Below are 16529 nucleotides of genomic sequence, written 5' to 3' on the forward strand. Positions count from 1 at the left end.
AGGAGGCGCTGCGGTGGCTGAGCTTGGGTTTGTCCATCTGGGCTTCGGACCCGAATCCGTCGAGTACACCGAGGCCTGGGAAGAACAGCGCCGGGTGCACGCGGCGCGCTTCGCGGACGAGATCGGCGACACCTGCCTGCTGCTGGAGCACGAGCCGGTCTACACGGCCGGCCGCCGCACCGACCCCAGCGAGCGCCCCCTCGACGGCACCCCCGTCATCGACGTGGACCGCGGCGGCAAGATCACCTGGCACGGCCCGGGCCAGCTCGTCGGCTACCCGATCATGAAGCTGCCCCGCCCGGTGGACGTCGTCGCACACGTCCGCCGCCTCGAAGAGGCCCTGATCCGCACCGCCGCCGAGTTCGGCCTGGAGACCACCCGCATCGAGGGCCGCTCCGGGGTCTGGGTGCTGGGCGACCCGATCGAGGACCGCCCGGCGATCGGCGGGCTCACCCTCGACTTCACGGCCCCCGTGCAGGACCCGCGCACCGGCGACGACGAGTTCGACGCCCGGCTCCACGGCCCCGAGTACGCCCCGTCCAACGCCGGCCAGCGCCGCGAGGACCGCAAGCTCGCCGCCATCGGCATCCGCGTCGCCAAGGGCGTCACGATGCACGGCTTCTCCTTCAACGTGAACCCGGACGCCACCTGGTTCGACCGGATCATCCCCTGCGGAATCCGGGACGCCGGTGTGACCTCGCTCTCGTACGAACTGGGCCGGGAGGTCACCATCGCCGAGGTGCTGCCGGTCGTCGAACGCCACCTGAAGGACGTACTGGAGCACGCGGAGCTGAAGCCCCGCGAGATAGAGCCCGCGGTGGGCGGCTAGCGGCCGGGAATGGGTCCGGGCCGCCGCAGGTTGGCCGGACGTAAGAGCGTACGAATTACGGGCGTACCCTGGTGGACGCCGAAGAATCGAAGTCACAGGGAGCCGGTCGTGTCCGCAGTCGCACCCGACGGACGCAAGATGCTGCGCCTCGAGGTCCGTAACGCCCAGACCCCCATCGAGCGCAAGCCCGAGTGGATCAAGACCCGGGCGAAGATGGGCCCCGAGTACACCAAGATGCAGGCCCTGGTGAAGGGCGAAGGACTGCACACGGTGTGCCAGGAAGCCGGCTGTCCGAACATCTACGAATGCTGGGAGGACCGCGAGGCCACCTTCCTCATCGGTGGCGACCAGTGCACCCGGCGCTGTGACTTCTGCCAGATCGACACGGGCAAGCCCGAGGCCCTGGACCGCGACGAGCCCCGCCGCGTCGGCGAGTCCGTGGTCACCATGGACCTGAACTACGCCACCATCACCGGCGTCGCGCGCGACGACCTGGCCGACGGCGGCGCCTGGCTGTACGCGGAGACCGTGCGCCAGATCCACCAGCAGACGGCGGGCCGCGAGGCCGGCCACACCAAGGTCGAGCTGCTGGCCCCCGACTTCAACGCGGTCCCGGAGCTGCTGGAGGAGGTCTTCGCCTCCCGCCCCGAGGTCTTCGCGCACAACATCGAGACGGTGCCCCGGATCTTCAAGCGGATCCGCCCCGGCTTCCGCTACGAGCGCTCCCTCGACGTGATCCGCCAGGCCCGCGCCTACGGCCTGGTCACCAAGTCGAACCTGATCCTCGGCATGGGCGAGGAGCGCGAGGAGGTCAGCGAGGCGCTGAAGGACCTCCACGAGGCCGGCTGCGAGCTCATCACCATCACCCAGTACCTGCGCCCCTCGCCGCGGCACCACCCCGTCGAGCGCTGGGTGAAGCCGGCCGAGTTCGTCGAGCTGGCGCAGGAGGCCGAGGAGATCGGCTTCTCCGGCGTGATGTCGGGCCCGCTGGTCCGCTCTTCGTACCGTGCGGGCCGCCTCTACACCCAGGCGATGGAGAAGCGCGCCGCAAGCGTGTGAAGTCGCGCACAAATCCTTACTAACGGGTAACCCCGCGTCGACGCGGCCCCTAGGCTCTTTCTCGAGGGAGAGCCCGGCGGGCCGCGTCAATCTTTCATCACGTTTGACCGGCCGGTCATGCGCTGGTAACACCAGTCAGTGACGATAATTCCACGCACCGCACACACGGCACCGTGAAAGGGATCGACATCATGCAGGCCGCGCCCGTACGCGCCATCGCCATCCCGTCCCTGTCCGACGCCTTCCGGGGCCTCGAATCCCTGCTGATGAGCGGCGCCCGCCGCAACGCCTGGACGGCGGTCCTCGAGGACCGGCGCCGGGCCAAGGACCGCGTCGAAACCGAACACGTACTTGAGGCCGCGGCGACCCGGACCCCGCAGGCCACGTAAACTTCGCTGTATGGCGAGGAAGTCAAACGCAGAGACTGCTGCGAACCCCGGGCGACTGAAGCAGATCGCCCTGACGTACAAGATGACGCGCAAGGCCGACCCGAAGGTCGGTCTGATCGTCGCGGGCGTGGGAATCGTCACCTTCGGTGTCGCTCTTGCGATCGGCTTCCTGATCGGCCACCCGGTCTACCTGGGCATCCTGGGCTTCCTGGTGGCGTTCCTCGCGATGGCGATCGTCTTCGGACGACGGGCCGAGCGGGCTGCCTTCGGGCAGATGGAGGGGCAGCCGGGAGCGGCCGCGGCCGTACTGGACAACGTGGGACGGGGCTGGACGACCACCCCGGCCATCGCGATGAACAAGAGCCAGGACATCGTCCACCGGGCCGTCGGCAAGGCCGGCGTCGTGCTGATCGGCGAGGGCAACCCCAACCGGGTGAAGCTCCTTCTCGCGAACGAGAAGAAGAAGATGGCCCGCATCATGCCCGACGTGCCGGTGCACGACTTCATCGTGGGCACGGGCGAAGGCGAGGTGCCCCTCAAGAAGGTGCGCACCACCCTGCTGAAGCTGCCGCGCGTCCTGGCCGGCCCCCAGATCACCGAGGTCAACGACAAGCTGCGCGCCATGGGCGACTTGATGTCGAACATGCCCCTGCCGAAGGGCCCGATGCCGAAGGGCATGCGCATGCCACGCGGCGGGAAGATGCGCTGACCCGCTGACCTGATTTTCGTATACGAGACAGGGGCGCCCCCCGAGCCGACCGGCCCGGGGGGCGCCCCTGATTCCGTACTCCGGGCGCTAGATCCGCACCTGGACCGCGCGGGCCAGGCGGTCGTGCAGGCCGCGGCCGTCGCGGTCCCGGACCAGGGCCGGGACGATCAGGGCCATGAGCAGTGTGCGCACGACCACTCGGACGATGCCCAGGCGCCCGCCGTCTTCCGAGATCACGCGGAGGCCCAGGATTCGCTTGCCGGGCGTGAAGCCCACGGTGCCGACCGTCAGGAGGGTGAGTGTGAGGAAGAGCGCGTACGTCCAGTTGGCCAGCGCGCCCTTATCGCCACCGCCCGTGATGAGGCCGTAGGCAATCAGCTCGCAGCCGATCCAGTCGAGGGCGATCGCGCCCAGCCGCCGTCCGAAGCGGGCCATGGAGCCGGGGCCCTCCTGCGGCAGGCCGAGGCGTTGCCCCGGATGGCCGTAGTCGACGCCCATCTCTTCGGCGGCCGCGCGGGGGCCCGAGAGCCAGGATCCGATTGCTTGCCTGTTGTCCACCCGACCACGGTACCGGTGGTGCTCCACGGCTCTCCGAGCGGACCCTGGTTAACTTGAGCGAAACAAATGGGTCATGCTTGAGAAATCCCGCCTGCTTATGGTCGGGTCAGCGTGCGGCACCGCACTGACGCACCACGAGCTATAAAGCCCGCCCCTGCCCCGGGGTGGGAGTAGGAGGAGTTGGATGTTCCAGAACGCCGACGAAGTGAAGCAGTACATCGAGGAGAACGACGTCAAGTTCGTCGACGTCCGCTTCTGCGACCTGCCCGGTGTGATGCAGCACTTCACGATCCCGGCTCGGGCATTCGACCCGGCGGAGGAGCTCGCCTTCGACGGTTCGTCGATCCGCGGCTTCCAGGCCATCCACGAGTCCGACATGGCTCTGCGTGCCGACATCACCACCGCGCGTCTGGACCCGTTCCGCAAGGACAAGACGCTCAACATCAACTTCTTCATCCACGACCCGATCACGGGTGAGGCCTACAGCCGCGACCCGCGCAACATCGCGAAGAAGGCCGAGGCGTACCTCGCCTCCACCGGCATCGCCGACACCGCGTTCTTCGGCCCCGAGGCCGAGTTCTACGTGTTCGACAGCGTGCGCTTCGCGACCTCCGCGAACGAGGGCTTCTACCACATCGACTCCGAGGCCGGCGCCTGGAACACGGGCTCCGAGGAGAACAACCGTGGTTACAAGGTCCGCTACAAGGGTGGTTACTTCCCCGTAGCCCCGGTCGACCACTTCGCCGACCTGCGCGCCGAGATCTCCCTCGAGCTGGACGCCCAGGGCCTCCAGGTCGAGCGTCAGCACCACGAGGTCGGCACCGGTGGCCAGGCCGAGATCAACTACAAGTTCAACACGCTGCTCGCCGCGGCCGACGACCTGATGCTCTTCAAGTACATCGTGAAGAACGTCGCCTGGCGCAACGGCAAGACCGCGACCTTCATGCCGAAGCCGATCTTCGGTGACAACGGCTCGGGCATGCACGTGCACCAGTCGCTGTGGGCGAACGGCGAGCCGCTGTTCTACGACGAGGCCGGCTACGCGGGCCTGTCGGACACCGCGCGCTACTACATCGGCGGCATCCTCAAGCACGCCCCGTCGCTGCTGGCCTTCACCAACCCGACGGTGAACTCGTACCACCGCCTGGTCCCGGGCTTCGAGGCGCCGGTCAACATGGTGTACTCGCAGCGCAACCGCTCCGCCGCCATGCGCATCCCGATCACGGGCTCGAACCCGAAGGCCAAGCGCGTCGAGTTCCGCGCCCCGGACCCGTCGTCCAACCCGTACCTCGCCTTCGCGGCGCTGCTGCTCGCGGGCCTCGACGGTGTCAAGAACAAGATCGAGCCGATGGAGCCGATCGACAAGGACCTCTACGAGCTCTCGCCCGACGAGCACGCGAGCGTCCCGCAGGTCCCGACCAGCCTGGAGGACGTCCTCAAGGCGCTGGAGGAGGACCACGAGTACCTCCTCGCCGGCGGTGTCTTCACCCCGGACCTGATCGAGACCTGGATCGACTACAAGCGCACGCACGAGATCGCCCCGATCGCGCAGCGTCCGCACCCGCACGAGTTCGAGCTGTACTTCGACCTCTAAAGTGCCTGGTGAAAGGCCCCCCACCGCTCTCTTCGGAGAGTGGTGGGGGGCCTTTCCGCTTTGACAGCTCGGCGGGGCGGAGTGAGGGTGGAAATGACCTAAAGGCCCGATAAGCGACATGTTCGGAGGTGCATGGAAATGCGCCGTAGGATCGTTGCGGCAGTCATGGCAGGGGCTGCGGGAATCGTCATGGGGGTGCTTCCGGCCGCCGGCGCCTCGGCGTCGGCCCTCACGGGGGGCGGCGGTGGCGGGGGCGACGGGGGCTACGACTGCTGGCGGTACCCTTCCAACCGCTCGGACGCCAGGTGGAACTGGTGCTGTGACCGCGACTGGCGTGACCGGCCCAGCTGGTGCTGGGACACCGGCGGAGTCGGCGGCTACGGCGGCTACAACGACGACTGGGGTTACTGGCGCGACTCCAACTGGAACGACTGGCGTGACGTCAACTGGAACGACGGCCGTGGCGGCTACGGCGGCAACGGCGACTGGGACTGGGGCAACTGGAACGACGGTCGCGGCGGCAACGGTGACTGGGGCAACTGGAACGACGGCCGTGGCGGCAACGGTGACTGGGGCAACTGGAACGACGGCCGTGGCGGCAACGGTGACTGGGGCAACGGCGACTGGGGCGGTGGCGACTGGGGCGGCGGCCGCTGACCGCCGCTGACCGCACCCCCGAGTGCGATGCCCCTGCTCAGCCCCGGCGGAGCAGGGGCATCGCGCCGGTCAGGTCGTGCAGGCACCGGACCGCGAGTTCGGCGGGGGAGCCGGGGCCCGTGACCGGGCCGTCCGTGGCCGACCACAGCTCCAGGGCGACGCGGATGGCGTCCGTCGCCGCCGCGGCGAGCAGGCGTACGCCCATCCCGTCGGCCTCCTCCCCGGCCAGCCGGGCGATCACCGGGGCCAGGCGCTCCTCGGAGTCCTGGTTCACGCGGTACCAGACCGCCCGCAGGGCCTCGTCGTCCGCCGCCGCGCGCAGCAGGCCGCGGGTCACCTCCAGGCCCTCCTCTATGGCCTGGAGGTCGCTCAGCGCCCGGGTGACGGCCCGCTCCAGGGCCTCGGGCAGGGGGGTGCCGGGGTCCTCCTCCGCGAGCAGCGCGCGCCAGGCGTCGCCGCCGCCCGCGAGGAGCGGGGCCACCGCCTCCTGCTTGTTGCGGAAGTAGCGGTAGAAGGTGCGCAGCGCGACGCCCGCGCGATGGGCGATGTCCTCGGCGGTGGTGGCGTCGGGGCCGCGCTCGGCGAAGAGTTCGCAGGCCGCGCGGGCGATGTCGAGCTGGGTGGCTGCCTTGCGGCGCTCGGTCAGCGACTGGGCTCCGGAGCCGGCCTGGGGAGAGTACGGACGAGGGGATCTCACGGGTGAAGACTACCTCCCGCGCCCAGCACTGATTGCATGCTTTGACAGCCTGGCAAAACGTGCCATCCCTTCGGTACGCTCACCCCATGAACCGTTACGAAGGACGTCGCGTCCTCATCACCGGCGGCGGCTCCGGCATCGGCCAGGCCACCGTCCACCGCATCCTCGCCGAGGGCGGACGCGTCCACGCCGTGGACGTCAACGAGGCCGGCCTCAAGGCCACCGCCGAGCAGGCGGCTGCCGACGGCCGCGCGGACCGGCTGACCACCGCGGTCCTCGACATATCCGACGAGGCCTCGGTCAAGACGGGCGTCGCCGCCGCCGTCGACTCCCTCACGGGGATCGACGTACTGGTCAACGCCGCGGGCATCCTGCGCTCCGCGCACACCCACGAGACCACGCTCGACCTGTGGAACCAGGTGATTTCGGTCAACCTGACCGGCACCTTCCTGATGATCCGCGAGTCGCTGCCGGCGCTCCTCGCGGGCGAGCAGCCGGTCGTGGTGAACTTCAGCTCCACCTCGGCGTCCTTCGCGCACCCCTACATGTCCGCCTACGCGGCCAGCAAGGGCGGCATCCAGTCCATGACCCACGCGCTGGCCGCCGAGTACAGCAAGCAGGGCCTGCGCTTCGTGTCCGTCGCGCCCGGCTCCATCGAGAGCGGCATGACCACCGGCACCGGCCCCGGCCTGCCCGAGGACACCGACTGGTCGCTGTTCGCCAAGCTCGCCCCGGCCCTCGGCCAGGGCTTCGCCGGCCCGCAGACCGTGGCCGGCGTCGTCGCCATGCTGGGCTCCGAGGACGGCGCCTTCATCACCGGTACGGAGATCCGTATCGACGGCGGCACGCACTACTGAGAGGACTATGACCGGAAACGGTCCCAGAGCCGGGGGAAGCGCTCCGCGAGCACGGCTTCGTTCTCGAAGTCCAGCGGGGCGCCCTCCGGCTCCGCCGGTTGCAGGGGGACGCCCAGATCCGGCGCCACGACCCCGGTCAGCTGCTCGTACGCCTCGTCGGCGGCGTACCCCAGCTCCTCGCCGTCCCCGTCGATCTCCTCGTCGAACTCGCCCAGCAGCTCGGCCAACTGGTCCGGGTCGTGCACACCGCCCTCGAAGACCTCCCGCCCCTGGCCGATCAGCCAGCAGCGGAAGTAGTCGAACGCGTCGTCGCTCGCCCCGTCGAGCAGCACCCAGGCCGCACCCCACAGGTCCCAGGTGTAGGCCCGGTTGTAGCGGGCCTCGAAGTGCCGGGCGAAGTCCAGGACGGAGTCCGGATCGAGCTGCGCGAGCCGCTCCACGAGCAGCTCGGCGTGCTCCTCGGGGTCGCCCTCGGCGGCCTCGCGGGTACGGTCGACGATCTCCCAGAACTCCGTCTCGTCCATCACCGTCCCAGCATCACGGGTCGACCCCCTCGCCGCCACCGCTCATACGGCCAAAGGCCCGTGTCCGACCCCCGCCTGGCCGCATACTCGGATTCCACGGGCACGGCGGCGAGGGGGAGGGGTCCGATGCGGGGGGAACTGCTCGAAGGCCGGTACCGGCTGGAGGAGCGGCTGGGCGGCGGCGGCATGGGCGAGGTCTGGAGCGCCACGGACGTCCGGATGATGCGGCCGGTCGCCGCGAAACTCGTGCATGCCGTACCGGGCATGGACGCGGCCCAGGTCGAGGGGCGGTTCATCCACGAGGTGCGCTCGGCGGCCAATCTTCCGCACCGGCACACGGTGACCGTCCACGACTGCGGCGAGGCCGTGCTGGCGGGCCGCCGGCTGCTCTACCTGGTCATGGAACGCCTCGACGGCAGCACGCTCGCCCAGCTCTTCCGCGGGCCCGCGCCCGTGCCCTGGTACGACGTCGCGAACTGGGCCGGCCAGATCGCGACCGCCCTGTCCGCGGCCCACGAACGCGGCATCGTCCACCGCGACATCAAGCCGCAGAACGTGATGCTCACCGAGACCGGCGTGATCAAGGTCCTGGACTTCGGCCTCGCGAAGATCCTGGGCGAGACCCTGCGGGTCGCGGACCTCACCTACACCGGTACCACCATGGGCACCTTCGCGTACATGTCCCCCGAACAGTGCCGGGGCGACTCCGGCATCGACCACCGCGCGGACCTCTACAGCCTGGGCTGCCTGCTCTACGAGGGCCTCACCGGGCGCCCGCCCTTCACCAACACCGCGCCGCACGCGCTGCTCTACCAGCAGGTGCACGAGCCGCCCCGCCCGCTCCCCGCGGGCTGTGCCCCCGCCGGCCTCGGAGACCTGGTGATGCACCTCCTGGCGAAGGACCCGGCACACCGCCCGCCCGACGCGGCCACCGTCGTACGCGAACTGGACCGGAGCCTGGTCGCGTACCGGCAGCCCCCGTACCAGCCGCCCGTCGCGCCGGGCGGTGCGGGCGGTGCGACGGAAGGGGCGGCCGAGGTGGCCCGGATGCGCGCCGAGGCCGAACGGGAGATCGCGGAGCTGCGGGAGCAGGTCACACGCGACGTGATGGCCGTACGCGCGATGGCGCAGCGGGACGCCGCCGCCAAGCGCGAGGCGGCCGACGCCCTCTTCGAGGAGACCCGCGCCAAGGCCGCCCAGGCCGCCGCGGACTTCGAGACCATCCTGGCCAAGCGCCGCGAGCAGTCCGAACGCGACCTCGCCGCCCGGCAGAACAAGGCCGAGAAGCGCCTCGCGGAGATCGAGCACCGCGCCGAGCACCTGCGTCTGGAGGCGGAGAAGCTCCGTACGGACGCCGAGCGCCGGGCCCGCCAGACGGTGGAGACCGCGCAGGGGCTGGCCGAGGACATCGTGGCCGACGCCAACGCCAAGGCGGACCGTCTCCGCACCGAACTCAACCGAGAGGCCGAGGCAGTCGACGAACGCCGCGACGCGATCAACGCCCAGATGGCAAACGTCCGCGAGATGCCGGCGACGCAGATGGGAGCGGCGTTCCCGCGGGAGGCCCAGGGCAAACCGTTGCCCGAAACGCCGTGAGGCGGCCCGTCCTCGAAGGGACGGGCCGCCTCACGGTCGGACTCGTACGGCTCAGAGGCCGTAGCGCTCCCGGGCCTCCTTGACGGAGGACGCCGGGACCTCGCCGCGGCGGGCGAGCTGGGCCAGCGCGGCCACGACGATCGACTGGGCGTCGACACCGAAGTGACGGCGGGCACCCTCGCGGGTGTCGGACAGGCCGAAGCCGTCCGTGCCCAGTGAGGTGTAGTCCTGCTCCACCCACTGGCTGATCTGGTCCGGGACCTGGCGCATCCAGTCGGAGACCGCGAGGACCGGGCTGGTGACGCCCTCCAGCGCGCGGGTGACGTACGGGGTGCGCAGCTCGCCGCGCAGCAGCGCCTCGTCGCACTCCAGCGCGTCGCGCCGCAGCTCGCCCCAGGAGGTGGCGGACCAGACGTCGGCGGCCACGTTCCAGTCGGCGGCGAGCAGCTGCTGCGCCTCCAGGACCCAGTGGATCGCGGTGCCCGAGGCCATCAGCTGGATCTTCGGGGCGTCGGCGGCCGGGGCCGCCTCCGCCAGGTCCGCCGCCGTGTTGAAGCGGTACAGACCCTTGATGATGCCTTCCTCGACGCCTGCGGGCATCGCGGGCTGCGGCTTCGGCTCGTTGTAGACCGTCAGGTAGTAGAAGACGTCTTCCGGCTTCTCGCCGTACATCCGGCGCAGACCGTCCTTGACGATCACCGCGATCTCGTACGCGAAGGCCGGGTCGTAGTTCAGCGACGCCGGGTTCGTGGACGCGATCAGGTGCGAGTGGCCGTCCGCGTGCTGCAGGCCCTCACCGGTCAGCGTGGTGCGGCCGGCGGTGGCGCCGACGATGAAGCCCTTGCCGAGCTGGTCGGCGAGCTGCCACATCTGGTCGGCGGTGCGCTGCCAGCCGAACATCGAGTAGAAGATGTAGAAGGGGATCATCGGCTCGCCGTGCGTCGCGTACGACGTACAGGCGGCGATGAAGTCGGCCATGGCGCCGGCCTCGGTGATCCCCTCGTTGAGGATCTGGCCGTCCTTGGCTTCCTTGTAGTACATCAGCTGGTCGCGGTCGACCGGCTCGTACGTCTGGCCCAGCGGGGAGTAGATGCCGGCGGACGGGAAGAGGGACTCCATACCGAAGGTACGGGCCTCGTCCGGGACGATCGGCACCCAGCGCTTGCCGGTCTCCTTGTCCCGCATCAGGTCCTTGACGAGGCGGACGAAGGCCATGGTGGTGGCCATCTCCTGCTTGCCGGAACCCTTGAGCAGCGGGGCGAAGGAGCGCTCGGCCGGAGCCGGCAGGGCCACGTGCTTGACCTTGCGGGCCGGGGCCGGGCCGCCGAGGGCCGCGCGGCGCTCGTTCAGGTACTGGACCTCGGGGCTGTTGGCGCCCGGGTGGCCGTACGGGACCTTGCCGTCGGCGAAGGCGCTGTCCGGGATCGGGAGGCCAAGGAGGTCGCGCATGTCCTTGAACTCGTCGATCGTCAGCTTCTTCATCTGGTGGTTCGCGTTCTTCGACTCGAACCCGGCGCCCAGCGTGTAGCCCTTGACGGTCTGCGCGAGGATGACCGTCGGCGCGCCCTTGTGCTCGAGGGCGGCCTTGTACGCGGCGTACACCTTGCGGGGCTCGTGGCCGCCGCGGGAGGTGTGGAAGCACTCGGCGATCTTCGCGTCGGAGAGCAGGCCGCCCAGGGCGGTGAGCTCGGCGTTGGCGCCGAAGAAGTGCTGGCGGATGTAGGCCACGTCGCGGGTCGCGTACGTCTGGAACTGCGCGTCCGGTACCTCGCGCAGGCGGCGTACCAGGGCGCCCGTGGTGTCGAGCTGGAACAGCTCGTCCCAGGCGGAGCCCCACAGGGTCTTGATGACGTTCCAGCCGGCGCCGCGGAACTGGGCTTCCAGCTCCTGGACGACGCGGAAGTTGGCGCGGACCGGACCGTCGAGGCGCTGCAGGTTGCAGTTGATGACGAAGGTCAGGTTGTCGAGCTGCTCGCGGGAGGCGAGGGCCAGGGCGGCGGTCGACTCGGGCTCGTCCATCTCGCCGTCGCCCAGGAAGGCCCAGACGTGCGAGTTCGCGGTGTCCTTGATGTTCCGGTTCTGCAGGTAGCGGTTGAAGCGCGCCTGGTAGATCGCGGAGAGCGGGCCGAGGCCCATGGAGACCGTGGGGAACTCCCACAGCCACGGCAGGCGCCGCGGGTGCGGGTAGGACGGCAGGCCGTTGCCGCCGGACTCCTGGCGGAAGTTGTCGAGCTGCTGCTCGGAGACGCGTCCGTCGAGGAACGCGCGGGCGTAGATGCCGGGGGAGGCGTGGCCCTGGATGTAGAGCTGGTCGCCCGATCCGTCGGCCTCCTTCCCGCGGAAGAAGTGCTGGAAGCCGGTCTCGTAGAGCCAGGCCGCCGAGGCGAAGGTGGCGATGTGGCCGCCGACGCCGTACTTGGAGCCGCGGGTCACCATGGCGGCCGCGTTCCAGCGGTTCCATGCGGTGATCCTGGCTTCCATCGCCTCGTCACCGGGGAACTCCGGCTCGGCGGCGGTGGGGATGGTGTTGACGTAGTCCGTCTCCAGCAGCTTGGGGAGCGCGAGGCCGGCGGCCTCGGCGTGCTGGAGGGTGCGACGCAGCAGGTATTCGGCCCGGCGCGTACCGGCGGCCTTTGCGACGGCGTCGAGGGAGGCCGCCCATTCGGCGGTCTCTTCGGTGTCGCGGTCCGGGAGCTGGTCGAGCTCGCTCGGAAGCTTTCCTACGGGGTCGGACATCGCTGTGCGCCGCCTTCCGGGTAATGGAGAGGTGGTGAAAAAATCCCTGACGGGCAGGACAGGGTCGATGGACCTGGTTGAGGTCCGCGATGACTGTAAATCCCTGATCGATGATCGATCAAATAAATGTGACGAAGAAACGTCCATCGGGCAAAAGTCGGCACCGGGTGCCAGGGAATCGGGCACCCGGTGCCGGGCAAATCGGGACAATAAGGCCGGTCAGGCGCGCGGAGCGCATCCCAGGACATGCCGCTTCACGAGCAGGCCGATGTCCGGATCCTGATTGCGGAACGCCTCCACGAGGGCCTCGTGCTCCTCCGCGTAGGACTTCTGGACGGTTCCCAGCCACCGGATGGACAGGGCCGTGAACACCTCGATGCCCAGGCTCTCCCAGGTGTGCAGCAGCACGCTGTTCCCGGCCGCCCGGACCATCTCCCGGTGGAAGCCCACCGTGTGCCGCACCTGCGCCGTGCCGTCCTCGCTGCGGTCGGCCTCCCACAGGGCCGCCACGTGCGGTTCCAGCGCCGAGCAGTCGGCCGCCAGCCGGGGTGCCGCCAGCTCGGCGGCGATCTGCTCCAGGCCCGCCCGGACCGGGTAGATCTCCTCCAGGTCCGCCGCCGACAGGTTCCGTACGCGCACGCCCTTGTTCGGCGCGGACTCGATCAGCCGCAGCGTCTCCAGCTCGCGCAGCGCCTCGCGCACCGGCGTCTGGCTGACCTCCAGCTCCACGGCGATCCGCCGCTCGACGATCCGCTCGCCGGGCTTCCAGCGGCCGCTGACGATCCCCTCCACGATGTGCTCGCGGATCTGCTCGCGCAGCGAGTGCACGACGGGTGGGGTGATCATCGGGGCTTCAACTCCTGAGGGGTGTGCAGGAACGTGCGGGGCCTGATGCGTAGACAATACGGCGGCGCGCGCGAACACGAAGCGTTCCAGGTGACAGGCGGCGGGTGAGGCTGGTTACAGGGGCCGCCGGAGCGCCCAGGGTACGACGACGGCGCCCCCGCCCGGAGAGATCCGGGCGGGGGCGCCGTACGCGACAGCTGGTGGAGCGGTGAGCCTTACAGGCCGAGCTCGACCTCGAACTCGCCGGCCTCCAGGATGGCCTTGACGGCCGAGAGGTACCGGGCCGCGTCCGCGCCGTCCACCAGGCGGTGGTCGTAGGACAGGGTCAGGTACGTCATGTCACGGATGCCGATGTTCGTGCCCTCGGCGGTCTCGATGACCACCGGGCGCTTGACCGTGGCACCGATGCCCAGGATGGCGACCTGGTTCGGCGGCACGATGACCGTGTCGAACAGGGCGCCGCGCGAACCGGTGTTGCTGATGGTGAAGGTCGCGCCCGACAGCTCGTCCGGCGTGATCTTGTTGCCGCGGACCTTGGCGGCCAGGTCGGCGGTCGCCTTGGAGATGCCCGCCAGGTTGAGGTCACCGGCACCCTTGATGACCGGGGTCATCAGGCCCTTCTCGGAGTCCACGGCGATGCCGATGTTCTCCGAGTCGAAGTAGGTGATGGTGCCCTCGTCGTCGTTGATCCGGGCGTTGACGACCGCGTGGGCCTTCAGCGCCTGGGCAGCGGCCTTGACGAAGAACGGCATCGGGGACAGCTTGACGCCCTCGCGGGCGAGGAAGCCGGCCTTGGCCTTCTCACGCAGCTTCATGATCTTGGTGATGTCCACCTCGACCACGGAGCTGAGCTGCGCCTGCGAGTGCAGGGCCTTCATCATGTTGTCGCCGATGACCTTGCGCATGCGGGTCATCTTGACCGTCTGACCGCGCAGCTCGGAGACCGCGGCGGCCGGAGCCTTCGCGGCCGGAGCAGCGGCGACCGGGGCCGGGGCGGCAGCGGCGGCCCTGGCGGCCTCGGCGGCGGCCAGGACGTCCTGCTTGCGGATGCGGCCACCGACGCCGGTGCCCGTGACCTGCGACAGGTTGACGCCGGACTCCGAGGCGAGCTTGCGCACCAGCGGGGTCACGTAGGCGCCCTCGTCACCGGCGGAAACCGGGGCGGCGGGAGCGGCCGGGGCGACCGGAGCCGGAGCGGCCACCGGGGCCGGAGCGGCCACCGGAGCCGGAGCGGCGACCGGGGCGGCCACGACCGGAGCCGGGGCGGCCACCGGGGCGGGGGCGGCGACCGGGGCCGGAGCGGCGACCGGAGCCGGGGCAGCGGCGGCCGGGGCGGCGGCCGGAGCCGCACCCGCGACGCCGATGACGGCCAGACGGGCGCCGACCTCGGCGGTCTCGTCCTCGCCGACCAGGATCTCCAGCAGCGTGCCGGAGACCGGCGCGGGGATCTCGGTGTCGACCTTGTCCGTGGAGACCTCGAGCAGCGGCTCGTCGGCCTCGACCGACTCGCCGACGGCCTTCAGCCAGCGGGTGACGGTGCCCTCGGTGACGGACTCGCCCAGCGCGGGCAGCACGACATCGGTGCCGGACGCTGCCGGAGCAGCGGCGGCGGGGGCAGCGGCCTCGGCGACCGGGGCGGGGGCCGCGGGGGCCTCCACGACCGGAGCCGGAGCGGCGGCGACGGGCTCGGCGGCCGGAGCCGCGGCAGCGGCCGGGGCGCCGGAGCCGTCGTCGATGACGGCCAGCTCGGCGCCGACCTCGACGGTCTCGTCCTCGGCGACCTTGATGGACGCCAGGATGCCGGAGACGGGGGAGGGGATCTCGGTGTCGACCTTGTCGGTCGAGACCTCGAGCAGCGGCTCGTCGGCCTCGACGCGCTCGCCCTCGGCCTTCAGCCAACGGGTGACAGTGCCCTCGGTGACGCTCTCACCGAGCGCCGGAAGGGTTACGGAAACCGACATGGTTTCTGTTGCTCCTAACGAAAGTGCGGAAGTGGTCGTCGCGCCCAGTGACGATTAGTCGTGTGCGTGCAGCGGCTTGCCGGCGAGCGCCAGGTGGGCCTCGCCCATCGCCTCGTTCTGCGTCGGGTGCGCGTGGATGAGCTGCGCGACCTCGGCCGGCAGAGCTTCCCAGTTGTAGATCAGCTGGGCTTCGCCGACCTGCTCGCCCATCCGGTCACCGACCATGTGGACGCCGACCACGGCACCGTCCTTGACCTGGACGAGCTTGATCTCGCCCGAGGTCTTCAGGATCTTGCTCTTGCCGTTGCCCGCAAGGTTGTACTTCAGCGCCACGACCTTGTCCGCGCCGTAGATCTCCTTGGCCTTGGCCTCGGTGATGCCGACGGAAGCGACCTCGGGGTGGCAGTAGGTGACGCGCGGGACACCGTCGTAGTCGATCGGGACGGCCTTGAGGCCGGCCAGACGCTCCGCGACCAGGATGCCCTCGGCGAAGCCGACGTGCGCGAGCTGCAGGGTCGGGACGAGGTCACCGACGGCCGAGATGGTCGGCACGTTGGTCTGCATGTACTCGTCGACCAGGACGTAGCCGCGGTCCATCGCGACGCCCTGCTCCTCGTAGCCCAGGCCCTGCGAGACCGGACCGCGGCCGACGGCGACCAGCAGCACCTCGGCCTCGAAGGTCTTGCCGTCGGCCAGCGTGACGCGCACGCCGTTCTCGGTGTACTCGGCCTTGTCGAAGAAGGTGCCGAGGTTGAACTTGATGCCGCGCTTGCGGAACGCGCGCTCCAGCAGCTTCGAGCTGTTCTCGTCCTCGACCGGAACGAGGTGCTTGAGGCCCTCGATGACGGTGACGTCGGAGCCGAAGGACTTCCACGCCGAGGCGAACTCGACGCCGATGACGCCGCCGCCCAGCACGATCGCCGACTCGGGGACGCGGTCCAGGACCAGCGCGTGGTCGGAGGAGATGATGCGGTTGCCGTCGATCTCCAGGCCCGGCAGCGACTTCGGCACGGAGCCGGTCGCCAGCAGGACGTGGCGGCCCTGGATGCGCTGGCCGTTCACGTCGACGGAAGTCGGGGAGGAGAGGCGGCCCTCACCCTCGATGTACGTCACCTTGCGGGAGGCCACAAGACCCTGCAGGCCCTTGTACAGGCCCGCGATGATCTCGTCCTTGTACTTGTGGACACCCGCGATGTCGATGCCCTCGAAGGTGGTCTTCACGCCGAACTGGGCGCCTTCGCGCGCCTGGTCCGCGATCTCGCCCGCGTGCAGCAGAGCCTTCGTGGGGATGCAGCCGTTGTGCAGGCAGGTGCCGCCGAGCTTGTTCTTCTCGATCAGGGCAACGTCCAGACCCAGCTGGGATGCGCGCAGCGCCGCGGCGTAACCGCCACTGCCACCGCCGAGGATCACTAGGTCGAAAACGGTGCTGGCGTCGTTCGCCACGTCACGTCCTCCATGCATGTGCGCCGGGCACCGGTCCTCTGTGACCGGGCGGCGGCTGGTATACGGCCGCTGTT

The 16529-nt window shown here is 70.0% G+C and carries 14 protein-coding genes and 2 pseudogenes; 9 read left to right on the plus strand and 7 right to left on the minus strand.

Going from position 1 to position 16529, the window contains the following annotated elements:
* The first annotated feature begins 13 nt into the window (after positions 1-13).
* From lipB to AB0O21_RS09050, 4 genes are all read left to right on the plus strand, one after another.
* A complete protein-coding gene (gene lipB / locus AB0O21_RS09035) occupies positions 14-829 on the plus strand; it encodes a lipoyl(octanoyl) transferase LipB (RefSeq protein ID WP_365168108.1) in 816 nt (271 codons plus the stop codon).
* A gap of 108 nt (positions 830-937) precedes the next feature.
* Positions 938-1888, plus strand: coding sequence for a lipoyl synthase (gene lipA / locus AB0O21_RS09040; RefSeq protein ID WP_365168110.1), 951 nt, complete (start codon positions 938-940; stop codon positions 1886-1888).
* Between the two features lie 191 nt (positions 1889-2079).
* The gene (locus AB0O21_RS09045; protein WP_365168322.1) at positions 2080-2277 is read left to right on the plus strand and encodes a hypothetical protein; all 198 of its coding nucleotides are present in this window, start codon (positions 2080-2082) and stop codon (positions 2275-2277) included.
* A gap of 10 nt (positions 2278-2287) precedes the next feature.
* Positions 2288-2986, plus strand: a complete 699-nt coding sequence (locus AB0O21_RS09050) for a DUF4191 domain-containing protein (RefSeq protein ID WP_365168112.1) — start codon at positions 2288-2290, stop codon at positions 2984-2986.
* An 87-nt stretch (positions 2987-3073) separates the two neighbouring features.
* Here the strand turns inward: AB0O21_RS09050 and AB0O21_RS09055 are convergent, their stop codons facing one another.
* Complete coding sequence (locus tag AB0O21_RS09055) at positions 3074-3544, minus strand: RDD family protein (RefSeq protein ID WP_365168114.1); 471 nt, start codon at positions 3542-3544, stop codon at positions 3074-3076.
* Between the two features lie 184 nt (positions 3545-3728).
* Here AB0O21_RS09055 and glnA point away from each other — a divergent pair, with 184 nt between their 5' ends.
* The gene (gene glnA, locus AB0O21_RS09060) at positions 3729-5138 is read left to right on the plus strand and encodes a type I glutamate--ammonia ligase (protein ID WP_365168116.1); all 1410 of its coding nucleotides are present in this window, start codon (positions 3729-3731) and stop codon (positions 5136-5138) included.
* A gap of 189 nt (positions 5139-5327) precedes the next feature.
* A complete protein-coding gene (locus tag AB0O21_RS09065) occupies positions 5328-5795 on the plus strand; it encodes a hypothetical protein (protein ID WP_365168119.1) in 468 nt (155 codons plus the stop codon).
* Positions 5796-5832: 37 nt separating this feature from the next.
* Here AB0O21_RS09065 and AB0O21_RS09070 read toward each other — a convergent pair whose 3' ends face one another.
* Positions 5833-6492 (minus strand): TetR family transcriptional regulator, encoded by a 660-nt coding sequence (locus AB0O21_RS09070; RefSeq protein WP_365168121.1) that lies wholly within the window; start codon positions 6490-6492, stop codon positions 5833-5835.
* A gap of 86 nt (positions 6493-6578) precedes the next feature.
* On the opposite strand from AB0O21_RS09070, the gene AB0O21_RS09075 reads away from it, so the two are divergent.
* Positions 6579-7349, plus strand: coding sequence for an SDR family oxidoreductase (locus AB0O21_RS09075; protein WP_365168124.1), 771 nt, complete (start codon positions 6579-6581; stop codon positions 7347-7349).
* Between the two features lie 5 nt (positions 7350-7354).
* Here AB0O21_RS09075 and AB0O21_RS09080 read toward each other — a convergent pair whose 3' ends face one another.
* Positions 7355-7873, minus strand: a complete 519-nt coding sequence (locus AB0O21_RS09080; RefSeq protein ID WP_365168324.1) for a DUF4240 domain-containing protein — start codon at positions 7871-7873, stop codon at positions 7355-7357.
* A 126-nt stretch (positions 7874-7999) separates the two neighbouring features.
* Here AB0O21_RS09080 and AB0O21_RS09085 point away from each other — a divergent pair.
* Together AB0O21_RS09085 and AB0O21_RS09090 are read left to right on the plus strand one after the other, a co-directional pair.
* Positions 8000-8782, plus strand: a pseudogene (locus AB0O21_RS09085) (serine/threonine-protein kinase); the annotation flags it as partial.
* 216 nt (positions 8783-8998) lie between these two features.
* Positions 8999-9424 (plus strand): annotated as a pseudogene (locus AB0O21_RS09090) (cellulose-binding protein); the annotation flags it as partial.
* Between the two features lie 96 nt (positions 9425-9520).
* Here AB0O21_RS09090 and aceE read toward each other — a convergent pair.
* The 4 genes from aceE to lpdA all read right to left on the minus strand — a co-directional run bounded on the left by aceE (position 9521) and on the right by lpdA (position 16455).
* The gene (gene aceE, locus AB0O21_RS09095) at positions 9521-12205 is read right to left on the minus strand and encodes a pyruvate dehydrogenase (acetyl-transferring), homodimeric type (RefSeq protein WP_365168126.1); all 2685 of its coding nucleotides are present in this window, start codon (positions 12203-12205) and stop codon (positions 9521-9523) included.
* 219 nt (positions 12206-12424) lie between these two features.
* Positions 12425-13048: a GntR family transcriptional regulator gene (locus AB0O21_RS09100; protein WP_365168326.1), complete on the minus strand. Its 624-nt coding sequence runs from the start codon at positions 13046-13048 to the stop codon at positions 12425-12427.
* A 218-nt stretch (positions 13049-13266) separates the two neighbouring features.
* Positions 13267-15012: a 2-oxoglutarate dehydrogenase, E2 component, dihydrolipoamide succinyltransferase gene (gene sucB / locus AB0O21_RS09105; RefSeq protein WP_365168128.1), complete on the minus strand. Its 1746-nt coding sequence runs from the start codon at positions 15010-15012 to the stop codon at positions 13267-13269.
* A gap of 54 nt (positions 15013-15066) precedes the next feature.
* Complete coding sequence (gene lpdA / locus AB0O21_RS09110; protein ID WP_365168130.1) at positions 15067-16455, minus strand: dihydrolipoyl dehydrogenase; 1389 nt, start codon at positions 16453-16455, stop codon at positions 15067-15069.
* Between the last annotated feature and the right edge of the window lie 74 nt (positions 16456-16529).

It is taken from the genome of Streptomyces sp. NPDC091371 (assembly GCF_040684275.1).
In the GTDB taxonomy this organism is placed as follows: Bacteria; Actinomycetota; Actinomycetes; order Streptomycetales; family Streptomycetaceae; genus Streptomyces.

Excerpts from the sequence above, each read along its gene's own strand:
- AB0O21_RS09065 (WP_365168119.1), top strand. The coding sequence starts at position 5,328 with ATGGGGGTGCTTCCGGCCGCCGGCGCCTCGGCGTCGGCCCTCACGGGG.
- AB0O21_RS09045 (WP_365168322.1), top strand. The coding sequence starts at position 2,080 with ATGCAGGCCGCGCCCGTACGCGCCATCGCCATCCCGTCCCTGTCCGAC.
- AB0O21_RS09075 (WP_365168124.1), top strand. The coding sequence starts at position 6,579 with ATGAACCGTTACGAAGGACGTCGCGTCCTCATCACCGGCGGCGGCTCC.
- sucB (WP_365168128.1), bottom strand. The coding sequence starts at position 15,012 with ATGTCGGTTTCCGTAACCCTTCCGGCGCTCGGTGAGAGCGTCACCGAG.
- glnA (WP_365168116.1), top strand. The coding sequence starts at position 3,729 with ATGTTCCAGAACGCCGACGAAGTGAAGCAGTACATCGAGGAGAACGAC.
- AB0O21_RS09080 (WP_365168324.1), bottom strand. The coding sequence starts at position 7,873 with ATGGACGAGACGGAGTTCTGGGAGATCGTCGACCGTACCCGCGAGGCC.
- AB0O21_RS09050 (WP_365168112.1), top strand. The coding sequence starts at position 2,288 with ATGGCGAGGAAGTCAAACGCAGAGACTGCTGCGAACCCCGGGCGACTG.
- aceE (WP_365168126.1), bottom strand. The coding sequence starts at position 12,205 with ATGTCCGACCCCGTAGGAAAGCTTCCGAGCGAGCTCGACCAGCTCCCG.